An 18,639-nucleotide genomic window follows, 5' to 3' on the forward strand; every position below is an offset into this window, starting at 1 on the left:
CCGCGCGAAGACAATCGGCGGGTGCGGGTCGCACCCTCCACTCGGTATTCGGCGGGAAGCGGCGCGGTCTAGACGCCGACCGAGGTTTCGAGGCGGGAGCCGGTGCGGCCGCGGACGACGTGCAGGCGGCTGGGGATGCGCTGCCGCATCTCGTCGACGTGGCTGACCACGCCGACCACCCTGCCGCCGGAGCGTAGTTCGTCGAGGACGCCCATGACGGCGTCGAGGGTGTCGGCGTCGAGGCTGCCGAAGCCCTCGTCGATGAAGAGGGTGTCCATGACCAGGCCGCCGGATTCGGCTGACACGACATCGGCCAGGCCCAAAGCCAGAGCCAGGGAGGCCATGAACGTCTCGCCGCCGGAGAGCGTCTTGGCGGGGCGGATCGCGCCGGTGTAGTCATCGCGGATATCGAGGCCCAGGCCGCCACGACGGCCGCGCGGGCCCGCGGCATCGGTGTGGACGAATTCGTAACGCCCGCCGGACATCCGGCGCAGGCGCACCGAACCGGCCACCGCCACCTCCTCCAGGCGAGCGGCCAGAACGTAGGAGCGCAGGGACATGCGGCGGTTGTTCTCGCCGCGGCCCGCCACCACCTCGGCCAGGCGGGCCAGTTCGTCGTGGGCGCGCTGGCGCGGGGCGATCTGATCGACGGCCGCCCACAGCTGCGAGCACAGACCCTCCAGCTGGTTCACCCGGCGGTCGGCCTCGGCATTGGCGGCCACGGCGCGGTTCAGCTCGGACTCCGCCCGGGCCACCTCGGACTCCACTTCGCCGAGATCGCCGGGCTCGGTGTCCCCGGCGGCCTGGATGTCCGGTTCGGCGAGCACCGCCTCGGCGTGGGCGCGCATCCGGTCGGCCGCCACCAGTTCATCCTCGATGGCCGACTGCTGGGCGGCCGTGCGGGAGCCGGCGTCGACCGCACGGGCGTACTCGCCGAGCACGCCGTAATCCGGCCCGGACTCCCTCATCACCGGCGGCGCGGAATCCACCAGACCCGCATCGTAGGAAAGCTTTTCGACCCGCACGGCAGCCGCCGCGAGCTGTTCGCGGGCGGTAGCCGCCTCGACGCGGGCGGACCGCACCGCGGTGGCCTCCTCGACCAGCGCCGCCAGCCGGGCGCGCCGCCGCTCGACCGTGCCGTCGGAGCCCGCCGCCATGCGCAGCCGCTCGGTGAGTTCGGCCAGCCGCCGATCGATCGCGACGATCCGCTCCGTCGTTGCGCTGCTGCGGCTTTCGCATTCGCGGAACTCGTCTTGCAGGCGGGTCTGTTCCGCCCGCAGCGCGTTCAGCTCGGCGGTGAGCCCATCCATTAGCCCCGCCGCCCGCTTGGCCTCGGTGAACCGCCGGGTCGAATCATCCAGCGCGGCGGCCAGTTCCGCCTTGTCCACATCCCCACCGCGCTCGATCAGCACCTCGACGGCACGCTCCAGCTCGGCCACGAGTTGCCCGGCCCGCTCGCGTTCGGACTCGGCCTTCCGCTCCGCCGCCAGCGCCGCGTCCTCGTCCGCCTTGGACACCGCGCGCTCGGCCGGTCGCGCCGGATGGGGATGCTCGGCGGACCCGCACACCGCGCACGGCTCCCCCTCGACCAGTGCCTCGGCCAACTCCGCCGCCATCCCGGCCATGCGCTGCTCGCGCAGCGACTGCGTGCGCTTCCACGCCTCGGTGTGCGCGGTCCGCGCCCGCTCGAAAGCGGCACCCGCACGGGCGAGTTCACCGCGCCGCCGCTCCAGCTCCACCGCCGCCTCGGCCGAGTTCCGCAGCCGCAGGCACTCGGCCTCCAGACCCGGCAGGGCCGCTGCGGCATCCGCGGCTCCGCGCAACCGAACCTCCACCCCCGCAACAGCTTCCGGGAGTTCCGCCGCCCGCGCGGCCAGCTTGGCCGCGCGCGCATCCAGATCCGCCTGCGCGGTACGCAATCCGGCCAGCTCGCGGGTCAACCGGTTGGCCGAGTCCGCATCGGCCCGCACCTCGTCGAGTGCGCCCACCTGTGCGCTCCACCGATGCACGGCCGCTTCGAGCCCGGGCCGGCCGGCGCCGCGCGCGGCGACCCGGCCGGAAATCGCAGCGCCCGCGCTCCCCCCGCGCGCTGAATCACCGACGGCCGCCGGGCCATCGGTCGCCGGATCCGCGACCGGGGTGAGCTGATCGAGGCCGGTGCCGACCGATTCGTCCAGCCCGCCGTGATCCCCGTCGGCGGCATCGCCATCACGATCGAACCGGTCCTGCCCGGCCGTGCGGCCCGAATCGGTGTGATCCGACTCGGCTCCCAGCGCCGCGACATCGTCGAGGTCGACGGCGAGATCCGTGCCGGAGAGTTCAGCGGCGGCGAGATCCGCTGCGGCCCAGGATGTCCCGGGGAGTTCGGCGGTGGCGGGTTCCAGGAGGCGGTCCGCCAGTCGTTCGGCGGCGCGGGTGGCGTCGGCGGTGCGGCGGCGGAGGGTGACCGCGGCGGCGCGGGCCTCCGCGAGGGCGGCGGCGACGGGCTCGGCGCGGCGGGCGCGGTCGAGTTCGGATTGACGGGCCGCGCGAATCTCGGCGCCGGCGGCGAAGTCGGCGAGCTGGGCGCGGGCCGCGGCACGGCGGCGGAAGAGCTCGTGACGACGGCGTTCGGCTTCGGCGGCCGTGCGCACCCGGGTCGAATCCTGTTGGCGCTGTCGCAGATCGGCCGTGGTGTCGGTCAGGTGGGTGCGGGCGGCGGCCAGCAGGGACTGCGACCAGCCGACCGATTCGAGCACACCCACGGTTTCGATGGCGGGCAGGCCCGCGGCCGTGCCGACCTGGGCGATGAGGCGGTCGATGCTGTGCTGGCGGGCCTCGAGGTCGGCGGAGCTCGCGCGGCGCTTGTCGACCAGCCATTGCTCGGCGGTGCCGAAACGCTCGGTGTCGAAGAGCTTTTCGAGCAGCTTCTCGCGATCCTCGTTGTCGGCGCGCAGGAAGCGCGCGAAGTCGCCCTGGGGCAGCAGCACGACCTGGAAGAACTGGTCGGCGCTCATGCCCAGCAGGCGCAGCACCTCGTCACCGATATCGGGAATGCGGGACAGGTTCTGCCCGCGCCCGTCCAGCCACTCCAGCGTGGCGGTCGCGTTCTCCTTGACCCACCCGGATTTGGCGCGCTTGCTCGGCCGCTGGAACTCCGGCGACCGGATCAACCGCAACCGCCGCCCACCGACCGTCGCCTCCAGCAGCACCCGCGGCGGCGTCCGCTCATCGGCATGATCCGAATGCAGCCGCTTGGTATCGCCCCGCGCCCCCGGCACACTCCCGTACAGCGCGAACGCGATCGCGTCCAGCACCGTGGTCTTCCCCGCCCCCGTCTGCCCGTGCAGCAGAAACAACCCATCCGCACCGAGCTCGTCGAAGTCCACCACGGCGGTCTCCGCGAACGGCCCGAACGCCGTCAGCTCCAACCGATGCAGCCTCATGCGGTCATCCCGCCGGCCGCCTCACCCGGTTCACCCGACTCCAGTCCGAAATCCCCCGGATCGAACAACCCGAGCGCCTCATCCGCCTCCGCCGCGTCCATCCCACGCACCGACCCATCGAACCCGGCAGCACTCACCACCCGCGCAGCCTCGGCAGCGCCCGAGCCAGCCTCCTCGTGCGCGGAAATCCGGAGGGGACCGTCGGTTTCGTGGGTGGCGGCGGCGAGTGCGCGTTCGAGCCAGGTCATTTCGCCGGGCGTGGGGGTACCGCGGACGTCGGCGAGAAAGGTCTGGGCGATCTCGGTGTCGCGGCGGCCGTGGACGCGGTCGCGGTAGCGGAGTTCCGGGTTGCCCTCGGGTCGTTGCCATTCCACGTGGACGGCGTGGGGGTAGCGCTCGCGCAGGCGGCGCAGTGCGTCCACCGGGCGCGCCGCGTCGGTGAGGGTGACCGAGACATAGTGGGATTCGGCTTCGGCGTGCTCCGGGGACTCCAGCAGGGATTCCAGGGGGCCGGTGAGTTGGGACAGGCCGCGGACCACGGGCAGATCGTGGCGGCGAACGGCGGCCAGACCCGAAGCGTCGAGATCCACGATCCAGACCGCCTTGCGGTGTGAGCGCTCGCCGAACGAATACGGCAGCGGCGAACCGGAATACCGGACGGACTCCGACAGCGTCTGCGGGGAGTGCAGGTGGCCGAGGGCCGCGTAGTCGATGCCGTCGAAGGCCGACATCGGCACGGTCTCCACGCCGCCGACGGATATGGACCGCTCCGATCCGGTGGCTTCTCCGCCCACTACGAAGGCGTGCGCGAGCACCACCGACCTCGTCCCCGGTCGCCCCGCCAGCTCCGCGCGCACCATACCCATCGCCGCGTCCAGAATCTCGGCGTGCGAACGCGCCTGCGGCACGCCCAATTCCACCCGGGTGATCTCCGGCTCCAAGTATGGAATTCCATAAAAAGCAACATCGCCGAACTCATCGGAAAGCACGATCGGCCGTGCCACATCCGCGATCCGGCAGCGCAAATGCAATCCGCCCGCCGCCGCGAAACTCCCGAGCGCGCCGAGCCGTGTCGGCGAGTCGTGATTGCCGGAGGTGGCGACAATGGTCGCCCCCGCTGCCCGAATTGCCTCGAATCCCCGATTGCACACCGCAATCGCGTCCGCGCTGGGAATGGAACGGTCATACACATCCCCCGGCAGAACGACAACATCCACCCGCTCGGACGCCACCAATTCCGCCACGGCCCGCAGTGAGCACTCCTGATCGGCCAGCAGATCGACGCCGTGAAAGGTGCGCCCTATGTGCCAGTCGGAGGTGTGCAGGATCCGCATGCCGCAAGACGCTATGCGATTGGCCCGACAGGTTGAGCTACACCCTGGCGAGTCTTCTCAAACACGCCGATGTATGACAACGCGGAGGCTGGCGTTCGCCGACACGACAACTGGTTTCGGGGTAGCTCGCCGGGTACGCCCGAAATCGGTTCCGTCGGCACGGCAGCGGAACGGTCGACGGCTCCCGGGCCTCCGCGAAAGACACGGGGGAAGCGGGGAGCTTCACGACTTTGTCGGTGGCATGCGGCACTATCTCCGCCATGACCGCACCGATGCTGTTCGCGCTGCTGTTGGTGTTCGTATCGGGGCTGGCCCTGGGGTGGCTCGGGCACACGGCGCGCGCGGGACAGCGGGCGGCGGTCGCCGAGGCGCGGCTGGCGGCCGTGCGAGACAACGAGCGGCTGTTGCGGCAATCACTCGGCGCGGCCAGCGAAGACGCGGCCCGGCGACAGTCCCATGCCATCGGCGCGCTGGTCGAGCCGCTGCGGGATGCAGTCGGCAGCCTCGACCGCCACATCCGCGAGGTCGAGCACAACCGCATCAACGCGTACTCCGGCCTGCGCGAACAGGTCGCGGGCATGCAGCGGATGTCACACCAGTTGTCCACGCAGACCGGTCAATTGGTGGCCGCCCTGCGCGCGCCGCAGGTGCGCGGCCGCTGGGGCGAGATTCAGCTCGAGCGCGTCGTCGAACTCGCCGGCATGGCCCGGCACTGCGATTTCGATACCCAGGTGACCCGCCGCGGTGACACCGTGGTCCGCCCGGACCTGGTGGTGCGGCTGTCCGGCGGCCGCCAGATCGTGGTGGACGCCAAGGTGCCGTGCGCCGCCTACCTGGACGCCGCCGCCACCGAGGACCCGCGCGAGCGCGAGGGCCACCTGACCCGCCACGCCCGGCACCTGCGCAACCACGTGGATCAGCTGGCGGCCAAGGAGTACTGGGCGGCCTTCGACCCCTCCCCCGAATTCGTGGTGCTGTTCGTACCCGGCGACCCGTTCCTGGACGCGGCCCTCACCACCGACGCCGGATTGCTCGAATACGCCTTCGGTCGCAATGTGGTCCTGGCGACACCCACCACACTCATGGCGCTGCTGCGCACGGTCGCGCTGGGCTGGCGGCAGGAGGCGCTCTCGGCGGACATGACGGTGATCCAGCAGCTGGGCCGCGAGCTCTACACCCGGCTCGGCGCCACCGGCCGCCACCTCGACCGACTGGGCGCGCAGCTGGGCAAGGCGGTCGACGCCTACAACCACACCGTCGCCTCGGTGGAGTCCCGGGTCATGGTGACCGCCCGCAAACTGCACGACCTGGAGGTCGCCGACGCCCCGGTACCCGAAGTCCGCAGGGTCGAGAGCTGGCCGCGCGCAGTCGGCTTCGCGGATGCGACGGATCGCGAAGGATGAGGTTGGACACAGCAGCACGCCATTCAGAACTCGGTCGGCAAGCGCGCAGAGATTGTGCGAGCGCGCGGAGGCGCAGCGCTCGTTCCAGACTGCGCTTCGATGGACCACCGCCTTGCAGCGGGGAGCGAACGGCTCGATAGACCTGCGCGTTGAAGGAAGAAGGAACGAGACCTTCAGCGCCGCGCCCCCGCCGGGAGCGGAACGGAGGACAAATTTGACAGAGCTTCCGCATACCCGTGTGATGTCGCCTGCCTCGCGAAACACCGACATGCCCTAGTGTGCTTGACGTGGCAGTTACCCAACGCGAGCGAACCGAGGTGCCCCTGTCGCACCGTTCGATCCTGCCGTCGGTTCCCGGCGTCCCGGCCGGAGCCGCGGTACTGATCGCCGTGACGTGCACCTTCGTCGGTTTCCTGATCGACGCTCGCGGCGGCGACGAGCTCACGGGCACCTTCGCGAGCCTGTATGTGGCGGGCTGTGTGCTGGCCGTCCTCTCGGTCCGCTACCGGGGATTGTTCACCACGCTGGTGCTGCCGCCGCTGCTGATGTTCGTCGCGGTGCCGCTGTCCTACCAACTTCTGTTGGGTTCCGCCGGCAGTCTCAAGCTGAAGGACATCCTGCTGAACCTGGCCATCCCACTGGTGAATCGGTTCCCCACCATGGCGCTGGCCACCGTGATCGTGCTCATCGTCGGCGCGGTCCGCATCGCGCTGCACCGTCGCGAGAGCAAGGCCGACGAGAGCGGCGAACCGCGCAAGACCAGGGCGCGTGCCACCCGCCCCGGCGCCCGCGCCCAGCGCACCCGCTCCACCGATGCCAAGGACCCCGCCAGACGACGCTTGCGGCCCGGCGCGGAGGCCGCCGCGGACAGTGGCTCCCCCGAGACCGAGACAGCCCGCTCGTCCCGTCGCGGGACCGGCCGGGTCGCCGCCGGGCCGCCACGGGTGGGCGCGAACCGGCAGCCCGGCGAGGGCCGTCGCCGCCGCGCTCAGGACGCGGATCAGGCCACCGCCGAACGCAATCCAGCCGCCGAGGGCCGCCGCCGCGCGGCGCGTCCGGACCACTCCGGCGCCACCACCACGGAGGGCCGCCGACGGGCCCAGTACGCTGAACAGTCGCCGCGTACCGGCGACCGCCGGGCGGCAACCGGCGACCAGCCCCGTACGGGCGAGCGCCGCACCGCACCGGCCGACCGCACCCGCAACGGTGAGCGCCCTGCCGGCCAGCCGACGCCGGAGGCCGCTGCGGGCGAGGGCCGTCGCCGACGGGCCCAGAGCCCCGAGCAGGCGGCGACACGCGGTGCCGAACGTCATGCCGCTCCCGAGCGCAATCCGGCTCCCACCGAGGGCGGCCGTCGTCGGCGCGGGCAGCCGAGTGAACTGCCGCCGCATCCGCGGCCGAATGTGCGGTACCGCGAACGCGATTCGGGGCGCATCGAACGCTGAACCCGGGTATCGCACCGGCCAGGTCCGGGCATCGCCCAGTTCGAGTTCGGCATCGCCCAGTTCGAGTTCGGCATCGCCCAGTTCGAGTTCGGCATCGCCCAGTTCGAGTTCGGCATTGCCCCGTTCGAGTTCGGGCATTCACCGCAACGGCCGGGAATCCCCCGGCGACACGCGCCGTGAATTTTCGGCAACCGCGAAATCCTGCACGAATCAAGATCATCCGGAAAGCAATTCGCGCCCGCCGCAACGAATGCGGAGGGCGCGAATGTATTTCGCGGATCGAATTACGCGCGCGCGGTGCGGAGTTCGCGGGGCAGCGCGAAGACCAAGGTCTCATTGGCGGTCGTGACCGGTACCACCGCGCCGAAACCGTGCTCCGCCAGTAATTCCAGCACACCCTCGACGAGGATCTCCGGAACCGAGGCGCCGGAGGTGACGCCGACCGTGCGGATCCCGTCCAGCCAGGCGGCATCCACCTCGCGGGCATAGTCCACCAGGTGCGCGGCGCGCGCCCCCGCGCCCAGCGCGACCTCGACCAGGCGCACCGAGTTGGAGGAGTTGCGCGAGCCGACCACGATCACCAGATCGCATTCGGGGGCCATGGCCTTCACCGCGGTCTGGCGGTTCTGGGTGGCGTAGCAGATGTCGTCGCTCGGCGGGTCCTGCAGATTGGGGAACTTCTGGCGCAGCCGGTTGACCGTCTCCATGGTCTCGTCCACCGACAGCGTGGTCTGGGAGAGCCAGATCACCTTGTTCTCGTCGCGCACCGTGACGGAGTCGACGGCGGCCGGGCCGTCCACCAACTGCACGTGATCGGGCGCCTCACCGGCGGTGCCCTCCACCTCCTCATGGCCCTCGTGCCCGATGAGCAGGATGTCGAAGTCGTCGCGGGCGAAGCGCTTGGCCTCCTGGTGCACCTTGGTGACCAGCGGGCAGGTGGCGTCGATGGTGTGCAGATTGCGTTCGGCGGCGGATTCGTGGACGGCCGGGGAGACGCCGTGCGCGGAGAACACCACGAGCGCGCCCTCCGGCACCTCCGCGGTGTCGTCGACGAAGATCACACCGCGCTCTCGCAGCGTTTCCACCACGTGCCGGTTGTGCACGATTTCCTTGCGGACATAGATGGGAGCGCCGTGCTTTTCGAGCGCTTTCTCCACCGTTTCGACCGCTCGGTCCACGCCGGCGCAGTAGCCGCGCGGTTCGGCGAGCAGCACTCGCTTCTCTAATGGGCCCCGTGGCGCGTCGGCATCACCCGCCGCGGACCCGACGATTCCGACGTTCAAAGGGATAGCCGAGGACATGCCCCACAGAATACGGGGTGCGGGTCGGTGCGCATTCGCGCGGAGGTCAGGGGCACAATCATTTTTCGTGGCTTGTCACCTTTGCATCACACGGCGTTTCGGGCAGGCTAGGGGCATGTTCCGACCTCCGTTCCTGGCCCGGGTCGCCGCCGGGGCTGCCGTCTACGCCCTCGAGGAGACTCGGCGGCTACCGACGATGGCGATCAATTTCCCGATCACCGCGATCAGCCAGATGCTGCAGACCACCATGCACGTCCAGCAGTTCGTGACCAGCCTCGCCCTCAAGGGTGACGCTGTTTTCGACCGTTTGCTCAACCCGCCCGAAGAACAGCCCGCCTGGGCCACTTTCGATGAGGACGAGGCAGACGAGCAAACTCCGAGCTTCGCCGCCGAATCGGCATGGAAGAGCCGTTTCGACCTCTTTGCGGAACCGGAACCGGCCGCCGCGGAGCCCGCCCCCGCCATCGAGGAACCCGCCGCGGCCGTCGTGGAACCGACTCCGGCCACCGAATCCGTTGCGGCCGAATCCGAGCCGGTGTCCGCCGAATCGGCCGTGCAGGAGGCAGCCGAACCGGAGGCCACCGAAACCGCGGCGCCCGCAACGGCTTCCAATGCCGTCACCAACGGCCACAGCGGCCGCACCGTCGCCGAGCCGGAGGTGGCGACCCGCTTCGACTACTCCAACATGACCATCGCCCAGCTGCGCGCCCGCCTGCGCCAGCTGACGGTCGAGGACCTGGCGGCGCTGCTCGCCTACGAGCAGGAAACCCTCGACCGAGCCCCCTTCGTCACGATGCTGACCAACCGCATCGCTACCGTTCGAGCCAAGTAGGTGATCCCCACTCTCGGGAGCTCTCAGGGGTTTCACCCCTGAAACCCCTCGAGAATCCGAGGCTCCCGTCCCGGACCCCGGCACGACTTTCGGAGCTCGGGCCTGGAACCTCCACACCACCCCCGCAGGCTCGGGCCCGCAACCACCACACCGTCGCAGGCTCGTCCGCGAAACTGCGACACCGCTGCCTCGGTGGTCCTCGACCAGCGCCGGCCGCTCGGCTTCCGCCCGGGCGGCCGGTGTTTCGTTTTCGCCGTATTCGCGCCGTCGGGCAACGCGCGGATTCCCTGTCGGCGGGCGGTGTGTGCTGAGCGTCGGTGGGCACTGACAGAATCGGTGCGGTGAGCACCGATACGACGCCGCGGCCGCCGAGCTCGTCCGCCGAGAACCCGATGCCGGTGCGTACCGTCGCCATGAAGGTGGCGCAGTGGATCGACCGGTTGGGGGCGGTCTGGGTGGAGGGGCAGATCACCCAGATCAACATGCGGCCGGGGACGCGGACGGCGTTTCTGGTGCTGCGGGACACGGCGGCGGACATGTCGCTGTCGGTGACCTGTGACCCGGATCTGCTGCGCACCGCGGCGGTGCCGCTGCAGGAGGGCAGCCGGGTCGTCGTCTACGGCAAGCTGTCGTTCTTCACCGGGCGGGGCACGGTGTCCCTACGGGTCACCGAGATTCGGCCGGTGGGCATCGGCGAGCTGCTGGCCCGCATCGAGCGGTTGAAGTCGCTGCTGTCGGCGGAGGGTCTGTTCGATCCACGGCTCAAGCGGCCGGTCCCGTTCCTGCCCAATCGGATCGGCCTCATCACCGGCCGCGCCAGCGCCGCCGAGCATGATGTGGTGACGGTGGCCACCCAGCGCTGGCCCGCGGTGCGTTTCGAGATCCGCAATACCGCCGTCCAGGGTCCGACCGCGGTGACGCAGATCCTGGAGGCCATCGCCGCGCTCGACACGAATCCCGAGGTGGATGTGATCGTGCTGGCGCGCGGCGGCGGCAGCGTGGAGGACCTGCTGCCGTTCTCCGACGAAACCCTGTGCCGCGCAATCGTTTCCGCCAAGACGCCGATCGTCAGCGCCATCGGCCATGAGCCGGACAATCCGATCTCCGACTATGTCGCCGACCTGCGCGCCGCCACCCCGACCGACGCCGCCAAGCGCATCGTCCCCGACGCCGCCGCCGAAACCGCGTTGCTGCGCGAGCTGCGGTCCCGCGCGAACGCGGCCCTGCGCGGCTGGGTGGACCGCGAGGCCCGCGCCCTGGCTCAATTGCGTTCCCGCCCGGTGCTGGCCGACCCGCTGCGCCTGCTCGAGCAGCGCCACGAGGAGGTGGAGCGGCTGCGCGCCGCCGCCCAGCGCGCGGTCGACCACCTGCTCACCGGCGAGTCCACCACCACCCGCCACCTGCGCGAGAAGCTCGCCGCCGTCGGCCCCGCCGCCACCCTGGCCCGCGGTTACGCGGTGGTGCAGCGGGTGAGCGGCAAGGACCGCGAGGTGGTCCGCGTCATCGAGGACTCCCCGCCCGGCACCCAGCTCCGCATCCGGGTGGCCGACGGCGCGATCTCCGCCGCCGCCCTCGGCTCCCAATCCCTGGCTCCCCGCCCGATCCGGAAGGACTCCTGATGACCGACGACGACCGCGCCGAAATCGCCGCCTTCGGCTACGAACGGGCCCGCGACGAACTGGTCAATGTGGTCAAGATGCTCGAGCAGGGCGGCATGGACCTCGACGACTCGCTGGCCCTCTGGGAACGCGGCGAGGCTCTCGCCACGCGCTGTGAGCAGCACCTCGCGGGCGCTCGCCAACGGGTCGAGGACGCCCTCGCCCATCGCACCTCGGAGCAGTAGGGAGATCAGCTGCGCGGCAGCGGCTGCGCCTGGGCCACCGCGGCGGCGAGGGCGTTGAAGGCGGCGCCGTTGCCCGCGCCCTTGATCAGGACCCGGGCGTCGCCGAAGTCGGCGATCCAGGCCGGTTCGGACCCGGGTTCGGCGAAGACGTTCCATTTCTGGTTGCCGCGCTGCTCGCTACCGGAGGGGGTGGCGGTCGGCGCGTACTTCTTGGCGAGGGCGTCCACGGTCGCATCGGACTGGGTCAGCTGCATGTAGGTGCCCTCGGGGGTGATGAACCCGACCGTGCTGACATGGCCGCCGCCGGCGCCGGTGATGGTGTCGTGGCTGCCCGAGTTGGGGGTCCACTTGTCCGGCGGCGTGTCGGGGAGGGCGGGCAGGCGGATGGGGAACGACAGCGACCGAGCGTCGTCGGTGAGCGCGCTCTTCACATCGAAGTTCGGAATCCGCCCCTGCGTCGGACCATTCGCGGAGAACGAGCACTGGCTGGCGATGCCCGCGATGACCAGGCAGATCAGCACCAGCGGGAGCAGGGACCAGACCAGGTCCTTGTAGTCGTGCTGAGTGCGCGGCTTTTGGTACGACACGCACCCAGTATCCACGGGCCGCGGGTGCGACCGAGCTCACGGTCTCGGGAAACGTATGTACGTGCCGGGCGCCGCAAACCGCAATGCGACAATTTACCCAGCTTTAGACAACCAAGGAGGCTCTCGTCATGACCGCATCCAGCCGCCGCGAGGCACCGGACCGCAACCTGGCTCTCGAGTTGGTCCGGGTCACCGAGGCCGGTGCCATGGCCGCGGGCCGGTGGGTCGGCCGGGGTGACAAGGAAGGCGGCGACGGCGCGGCCGTGGACGCCATGCGGCAGTTGGTGGCGACCGTCTCCATGCGCGGCATCGTCGTGATCGGTGAGGGCGAGAAGGACGAAGCGCCCATGCTGTACAACGGTGAGCTGGTCGGCGACGGCACCGGCGCGGAACTGGATTTCGCGGTCGACCCGATCGACGGCACCACCCTGATGTCGAAGGGCTCCCCGGGCGCGATCTCCGTGCTGGCGGTCGCCGAGCGCGGCGCCATGTTCGATCCTTCGGCCGTGTTCTACATGGAGAAGATCGCCGTCGGCCCCGACGCCGCCGATGTGATCGACCTGGCCGCCCCGATCTCGGAGAACCTACGCCGCGTCGCCAAGGCCAAGAACTCGTCGGTCTCCGACCTCACGGTCTGCATCCTGGACCGCCCCCGCCACGCCGAGCACATGAAGGCCGTCCGCGATGCGGGCGCCCGCATCCGCCTCATCTCCGACGGTGACGTGGCCGGGGCCATCGCCTGTGCCCGTCCGGAATCCGGCGTCGACATGCTCATCGGCATCGGCGGCACCCCCGAGGGCATCATCGCCGCGGCCGCCATGCGCTGTCTGGGCGGCGCGCTGCAGGGCAAGCTGGCCCCCAAGGACGACGCCGAGAAGCAGAAGGCCATCGATGCCGGCCACGACCTGGACCGCATCCTGTCCACCACGGATCTGGTCTCCGGTGAGGACGTCTTCTTCAGCGCCACCGGCGTCACGGACGGCGATCTGCTGAAGGGCGTCCGCTACTACGGCGGCGGTGCGTACACCCAGTCCATCGTCATGCGCGCCAAGTCCGGCACCGTCCGCATGATCGACGCCTACCACCGCCTCACCAAGCTGCGCGAGTACGCGTCGGTGGACTTCGTGGGCGACGAGCACGCCACCCCGCCGCTGCCCTGATCGCCGCGCGAAACAGCTTGCCGCCCTGGTGGATCCGTCCACCGGGGCGGCGTCGTCTTCCCTCGCGCCCGTGTTCGCGTATTCCCGCACCCGCGTGTGCGGATTCCCTCAGGCGTGGCACCCCCACGGGGTCCGCGGCGGGCATAGGGTCGGGTTCATGACCGAGGAGACGCAGTACCGCATCGAACACGACACCATGGGCGAGGTCCGCGTTCCCGTCGACGCGCTGTGGCGGGCGCAGACTCAGCGGGCGGTGGAGAACTTCCCGATCAGCGGGCGCGGCCTGGAGCGCGCGCAGATTCGCGCGCTCGGCCTGCTGAAGGCGGCCTGCGCGGCCGTGAACCGCGATCTTGGGCTGCTGGACGAGACCAAGGCCGACGCCATCATCGTGGCGGCCGCCGAGATCGCCGACGGCCGCCACGACGACCAGTTCCCGATCGACGTTTTCCAGACCGGCTCCGGCACCAGTTCGAACATGAACGCCAACGAGGTGATCGCGGGCATCGCCGCCCGCGACGGCGTCACCGTGCACCCCAATGACGACGTGAACATGTCGCAGTCGTCCAATGACACCTTCCCCACGGCAACACATCTCGCGGCTACCGAGGCGGTGGTCAAGGATCTGGTCCCGGCGCTGGACCACCTGCGGCTGGCGTTGCTGGACAAGTCCCAGGAGTGGAAGTACGTGGTCAAGTCGGGCCGCACCCACCTGATGGACGCGGTCCCGGTCACCCTGGGCCAGGAGTTCGGCGGCTACACCCGGCAGGTCAGCTCCGGCATCGAGCGCCTGCTGGCCACCCTGCCGCGGGTGGGCGAGCTGGCCATCGGCGGCACCGCGGTCGGCACCGGTCTCAACGCGCCCGTCGGTTTCGGCGCGAAGGTCGTCGCGGAACTGGAGAAGGTCACCGGTCTGGACCACCTGTCCGAGGCCCGCGATCACTTCGAGGCGCAGGCCGCCCGCGATGGCCTGGTGGAGCTGTCCGGGGCGCTGCGCACGGTCGCGATCAGCCTCACCAAGATCGCCAATGACATTCGCTGGATGGGTTCGGGCCCGCTGACCGGTCTGGCCGAGCTCCGGCTGCCGGATCTGCAGCCCGGCTCCTCGATCATGCCCGGCAAGGTGAATCCGGTGCTGCCGGAAGCGGTGACGCAGGTGGCCGCGCAGGTCATCGGCAACGATGCCGCGATCGCCTGGGGCGGCGGCAACGGCGCGTTCGAATTGAACGTCTACATTCCGATGATGGCCCGCAATGTGCTCGAGTCGATTCGGCTGCTGGCCAATGTCTCTCGCCTGTTCGCCGACAGGTGCGTCAGCGGACTGGCCGCCAATGTGGACCGGCTACGGCAGCTGGCGGAATCCTCGCCGTCCATCGTGACCCCGTTGAATTCCGCCATCGGGTACGAGGAGGCCGCGGCGGTCGCCAAGCAGGCGCTCGAGGAGCACAAGACGATTCGCCAGACGGTCATCGACCGGGGGCTGATCGGCGACAAGCTCACGGTCGAGGAACTCGATCGCCGCCTGGATGTGCTGTCCATGGCGCAGGTGGACGAGAAGAACGAATAAGGCTGTCGGCCTGGGCATGGCGCTTCGCAGCACTGGTCGGTGGGCAGGGCGGTTGCCGTCATGCCCACGCCAGTTCGATGTCCATGGTCGCGGAACCTAGTGCGCCGCGATCAGTTCCGGGTAGTTCCTCAGATCGATGTCGTTCTTGGCGTTCTCGGCGTACTTCGCCATCATCTTGAAGCCGCGTGAGCGCACGAACCAATTGCGCAGGCGCAGGCCGAGCGTGGTTCGCGGCGCCAGGAACCGTCCCGGGCCGGCGCTGTCGGCCTTGCGCAGCAGCCGCTTCATGATCTGCTCGTAGCGCGCGAAGGCCACGATGTGATCGCCGTCGGCCGCGGCCAGTTCACCGGCCATCACATAGGCCCCGACGATCGCCGAACCGGTGCCGAATCCATTCAGCGTGTGGCCGTGCGCGGCATCGCCGATCAGCGCCACCCGGCCCGAGGTGAAGCGCTTCATCGACACCTTGGCGATGGCGTCGAGATAGAACCCGTCCAGGCGCGGGAGTTCGTTCAGCATGCGCGGCGCCTCCCAGCCCATTCCCGCGAAGTGCTCGGCGACGATTCGGCGCTGCTGGTCGAAATCGTCACGCGAATAGTCGAGTTCGGGCGAGGCGAACAGATACATCTGCGCGCCTTTGTTGCCGCCTGTCATGGCGAGCCGTCCGGGCGTATTGCAGCCGAGCGATCGGGCGCGGGCCCGATTCCCCTCCGGCATGCCCTCCCAGACCGACGCGCCCGCGATGGCGTAGTAGTAGCCGTCGTGCGTAACGAAGTCCTTCTCCGGGCCGAAGGCCAGTTTGCGCACCCGTGAGTGGATGCCGTCGCAGCCGAAGACCAGATCGAAGGCCCGCTCGGGCGTGTTCTCGAATTCGACGTACACCCCGTCGGCGGTCTCGCGCAGCGCGGTGACGGTGTCGCCGAAGAGGTATTCGCATTCCCCCGCGGTCCGGCTGTAGAGGATCTCGGTCAGGTCGCCGCGCAGGATCTCGATATCGCCGCCGAGGAATTCGCCTGGCATCACGGCCTGTTCCACTCCGCTCTCGTCGACCAGCACCCAGTCGGTCTTGCCGGTCTGCCGCCGCCGGATGTCCTCGAGCACGCCCATGCGCTCGAGCACGGTCATATGGGTCTCGCCGGTGAAATCGATGGCCTGACCGCCGGTGCGCAGGGCGGGCGCCTTCTCCACCACGGTCACCCGGAAGCCGTAGCGGTGCAGCCAGTAGGCGAGGGCGGGACCGGCGACGCCGGCTCCGGAGATGAGGACGGTGGCGTTGCGCATGTCACTGACTCCTTCATTAACTGCGTCGATCGGACGCTATTGCTTAATAAGAGCGTATGATGGACGCAGTTTCACGTCAAGCTCGTCATCGGGAAGGATGAGGCCATGCCGGCACCGACCACCCTCGAACTGCTCTGGGGCTCGCCCGACCGCCCCCGGCGTGGGCCGAAACCGTCCCTCACGCTGGAGCGCATCGTCGGCGAGGCCATCGATCTCGCCGACACCGAAGGACTCGCGAACCTGTCCATGGCGCGGCTGGCCGAACGCCTCGGCTGCGCCAAGATGGCGCTGTACCGCTACATCCCCGGCAAGGCCGAGCTCACCGCGCTCATGCTGGACACCGCCCTCGGCCTGCCGCCCGAGCCCCCTTGCGGCCCAACGGATTCCGACCCGGAGCCGTGGCGCACCTACCTGCGCCCGTGGACCGAGACCTTCTATGAACGCGCCGTCTCGCACCCATGGGCCAACGAGCTGACCACCGGGATCCGGCTACTGGGGCCCAATGAACTGGCCTGGCTGGAGTCGGCTCTGGCGGTGCTGGACGGCACCGGACTGACCGCCGCCGAACGCCTCGACACCGTCGTCCTGCTGGCCAACCACGTGCGTGGCATGGGGCTGCAGGCCGCCGCGGCGGGCGCGGACCTCGAGGGCGAACTCGCGCGCGAACTCGGCACGGTGCTGACCATGCAGGCGCAGCGCTACCCGCACGCCGCGGCCGCCTTCGCCGAGACCATGTCCGGCACCGCCGCCCAGACCGGGCGCGACAATGCCCTCTCCTTCGGCATCGACCGCATTCTCGACGGCGTGGCCGCGCTCATCGCGACGCGACGATAGTTGCCGCGAATATCTGTGCCGCGGCCCTGATTCGGCCTACGCTCGGCTCATGTCCGAGCTACCCGAGTTGAAGCAGGATCCGGTGACCACGGTGCGCGAGTTCTTCGCGGCGCTGGAAATGAAGATCGTGGACGAGGCCCTCGAACTGGCCGATCCGGGCATCGTCTGGAAGAACACCTCGCTGCCCGATGTGCGCGGCCTCGACCGCGTGCGGTGGGTGCTGGGTCTGCTCAACAATCCCCGCTTCGGTTTCCGCGCCGACGTGCATCACATCGCGGCCACCGAGGACGGCACAGTCCTCACCGAGCGCACCGACTACCTGCGCGCGGGCCCGGTCGAGATCGCCTTCTGGGTCTGCGGCACCTTCGAGTTCCGCGACGGCCGCATCAGCGTCTGGCACGACCACTTCAGCTGGGAGAACTTCCTGCGCGGCACGGTGGTCGGCGCGTTCCGCGCGCTATTGCCCCGCTGACGACGGCCGCGCGCCCCGAGTGCGTCCCGGGGGGGCCGAGCTCCCGAACATCCAACACCTGGGCCGGTACGGCCCGCGATCGATTCCGAGCCGCGAAGGATCGATCCGAGCGGCCCCCGGAAGCGGCTGTGCCCCGCACGAATCATCGTGCGAGGCACAGCGTCTCCAGCAGGTTCAGGGTGGGGTCGCAGGTTCAGGGCGGGGTCGGGCCGTCGGGTGACGACCGCGGGCCCGGATCAGGGACGCAGGTGGGCCAGTTCGGCCCGCGCCTTCTCGCCGTCCTCGCCGAAGTCGGTGCGGGTGAAGATCTTCCACTGCTCGAGCAGCGGCGCGAAGACCAGTTCGGGCTCGCTCGCGCGGTCGTACACCCCGGCCTCGGCGAGGACCTCGTCGCTGGTGCGGCCGTCGGCGAGCTGGACCACGGGGACGTGGAAGTCGGCGACGCGGCCGGCGATGGCACGGATGGTCTGGTCCGGGGCCAGGTCGAGGGCGGCGGCGACCAGGTTGGCGAAGAAGACGGCCTGAAGTTCGTCGTCGGCGGCCAGGCGCTCGGCAATGGCCCCGACGATGACATTGTCGGCCGAGCGCGCGGTATTGCGGTGCCGGACGGCCGCGGCGGCCTCCTCGAAGGCGCAGGTGGCGAGCACGTCGAGCAGGTGCAGGGCGGGGCGGCGGAACCCGGCGGTCATATGCGCCATACGCATTCGCTCCAGCTCGACCGGGTCGACGGCGCGGGTGACCATCAGGTAGTTGCGGATGAGGATCTCGTGCCGGTTCTCCTCCGCGGTCCAGCGGCCTACCCAGCGCCACCAAGGGCCGGTACGCAGGTACTTGCCGACCTCACGGTGATAAGAGGGCAGGTTGTCGGCGACCAGCACGCTCACCGTGAGCGCGGTCTTGGCGACCTCGCTCAGCTCGGATTGCGCCGGGTCCCAATCGGTTCCGCCGAGGAATTCGAAATTGCGGCCGTCGTCCCACGGCACATAGTCGTGGGGCTGCCATTCCGGGGCGGCGGCGATATGCCGCACGAGGTTGGTCTCCACCTCCGCCGCGAGCGATTCCAGCAGGTCTCGATCGGCCAAAACGTTCTGCACTCGAACAACCTAGCGGCAGGTGGGCAAACGCGGGACTCTTCGATCGGTATTCGAATCCGCTATG

The 18,639-nt window shown here is 69.9% G+C and carries 15 protein-coding genes; 9 read left to right on the plus strand and 6 right to left on the minus strand.

The features are described from left to right. Positions 1-68: 68 nt before the first annotated feature. Positions 69-3,425 carry an AAA family ATPase gene (locus tag GLP40_RS34520; RefSeq protein WP_154789766.1) on the minus strand — a complete coding sequence of 1,119 codons (3,357 nt, stop codon included), beginning with the start codon at positions 3,423-3,425 and terminating at the stop codon, positions 69-71. Next, positions 3,422-4,759, minus strand: a complete 1,338-nt coding sequence (locus GLP40_RS21350; protein WP_230329796.1) for an exonuclease SbcCD subunit D — start codon at positions 4,757-4,759, stop codon at positions 3,422-3,424. Before GLP40_RS21350 ends, GLP40_RS34520 begins: the two co-directional genes overlap by 4 nt. Before the next feature lie 260 nt (positions 4,760-5,019). Between GLP40_RS21350 and GLP40_RS21355 the strand changes: the two genes are divergently transcribed. Further along, the gene (locus tag GLP40_RS21355) at positions 5,020-6,162 is read left to right on the plus strand and encodes a DNA recombination protein RmuC (RefSeq protein ID WP_154789767.1); all 1,143 of its coding nucleotides are present in this window, start codon (positions 5,020-5,022) and stop codon (positions 6,160-6,162) included. A gap of 287 nt (positions 6,163-6,449) precedes the next feature. After that, positions 6,450-7,607 carry a DUF6542 domain-containing protein gene (locus tag GLP40_RS21360; protein WP_154789768.1) on the plus strand — a complete coding sequence of 386 codons (1,158 nt, stop codon included), beginning with the start codon at positions 6,450-6,452 and terminating at the stop codon, positions 7,605-7,607. Positions 7,608-7,891: 284 nt separating this feature from the next. On the opposite strand, the gene GLP40_RS21365 is transcribed toward GLP40_RS21360, so the two are convergent. Continuing rightward, positions 7,892-8,908, minus strand: a complete 1,017-nt coding sequence (locus tag GLP40_RS21365; protein ID WP_154789769.1) for a 4-hydroxy-3-methylbut-2-enyl diphosphate reductase — start codon at positions 8,906-8,908, stop codon at positions 7,892-7,894. Positions 8,909-9,023: 115 nt separating this feature from the next. On the opposite strand from GLP40_RS21365, the gene GLP40_RS21370 reads away from it, so the two are divergent. The 3 genes from GLP40_RS21370 to GLP40_RS21380 all read left to right on the plus strand — a co-directional run bounded on the left by GLP40_RS21370 (position 9,024) and on the right by GLP40_RS21380 (position 11,583). Beyond that, the gene (locus GLP40_RS21370) at positions 9,024-9,740 is read left to right on the plus strand and encodes a lipid droplet-associated protein (RefSeq protein ID WP_154789770.1); all 717 of its coding nucleotides are present in this window, start codon (positions 9,024-9,026) and stop codon (positions 9,738-9,740) included. Positions 9,741-10,132: 392 nt separating this feature from the next. Further along, positions 10,133-11,359, plus strand: a complete 1,227-nt coding sequence (gene xseA / locus GLP40_RS21375; protein ID WP_154790016.1) for an exodeoxyribonuclease VII large subunit — start codon at positions 10,133-10,135, stop codon at positions 11,357-11,359. Beyond that, the gene (locus GLP40_RS21380) at positions 11,359-11,583 is read left to right on the plus strand and encodes an exodeoxyribonuclease VII small subunit (protein ID WP_154789771.1); all 225 of its coding nucleotides are present in this window, start codon (positions 11,359-11,361) and stop codon (positions 11,581-11,583) included. The genes xseA and GLP40_RS21380 overlap by 1 nt, the downstream gene beginning before the upstream one ends. A gap of 5 nt (positions 11,584-11,588) precedes the next feature. On the opposite strand, the gene GLP40_RS21385 is transcribed toward GLP40_RS21380, so the two are convergent. Then, a complete protein-coding gene (locus tag GLP40_RS21385) occupies positions 11,589-12,170 on the minus strand; it encodes a DUF4245 domain-containing protein (RefSeq protein WP_328290486.1) in 582 nt (193 codons plus the stop codon). A gap of 128 nt (positions 12,171-12,298) precedes the next feature. Here GLP40_RS21385 and glpX point away from each other — a divergent pair, with 128 nt between their 5' ends. Together glpX and GLP40_RS21395 are read left to right on the plus strand one after the other, a co-directional pair. Then, on the plus strand, positions 12,299-13,330 hold the full coding sequence (glpX, locus tag GLP40_RS21390; protein WP_154789772.1) for a class II fructose-bisphosphatase: 1,032 nt from the start codon (positions 12,299-12,301) through the stop codon (positions 13,328-13,330). A 157-nt stretch (positions 13,331-13,487) separates the two neighbouring features. Next, entirely contained in the window at positions 13,488-14,894 is a 1,407-nt protein-coding gene (locus GLP40_RS21395; protein WP_154789773.1) for a class II fumarate hydratase, read from the plus strand. A 96-nt stretch (positions 14,895-14,990) separates the two neighbouring features. Here GLP40_RS21395 and GLP40_RS21400 read toward each other — a convergent pair whose 3' ends face one another. Beyond that, positions 14,991-16,175, minus strand: coding sequence for an FAD-dependent monooxygenase (locus GLP40_RS21400; RefSeq protein ID WP_154789774.1), 1,185 nt, complete (start codon positions 16,173-16,175; stop codon positions 14,991-14,993). Positions 16,176-16,280: 105 nt separating this feature from the next. Between GLP40_RS21400 and GLP40_RS21405 the strand changes: the two genes are divergently transcribed. Then, on the plus strand, positions 16,281-17,009 hold the full coding sequence (locus tag GLP40_RS21405) for a TetR/AcrR family transcriptional regulator (protein WP_154789775.1): 729 nt from the start codon (positions 16,281-16,283) through the stop codon (positions 17,007-17,009). Between the two features lie 49 nt (positions 17,010-17,058). Further along, complete coding sequence (locus GLP40_RS21410) at positions 17,059-17,481, plus strand: limonene-1,2-epoxide hydrolase family protein (RefSeq protein ID WP_154789776.1); 423 nt, start codon at positions 17,059-17,061, stop codon at positions 17,479-17,481. 236 nt (positions 17,482-17,717) lie between these two features. Here the strand turns inward: GLP40_RS21410 and GLP40_RS21415 are convergent, their stop codons facing one another. Next, positions 17,718-18,575 (minus strand): acyl-ACP desaturase, encoded by an 858-nt coding sequence (locus tag GLP40_RS21415; protein WP_328290487.1) that lies wholly within the window; start codon positions 18,573-18,575, stop codon positions 17,718-17,720. Between the last annotated feature and the right edge of the window lie 64 nt (positions 18,576-18,639).

Source organism: Nocardia aurantiaca (assembly GCF_009708175.1).
Taxonomy (GTDB): domain Bacteria; phylum Actinomycetota; class Actinomycetes; order Mycobacteriales; family Mycobacteriaceae; genus Nocardia; species Nocardia aurantiaca.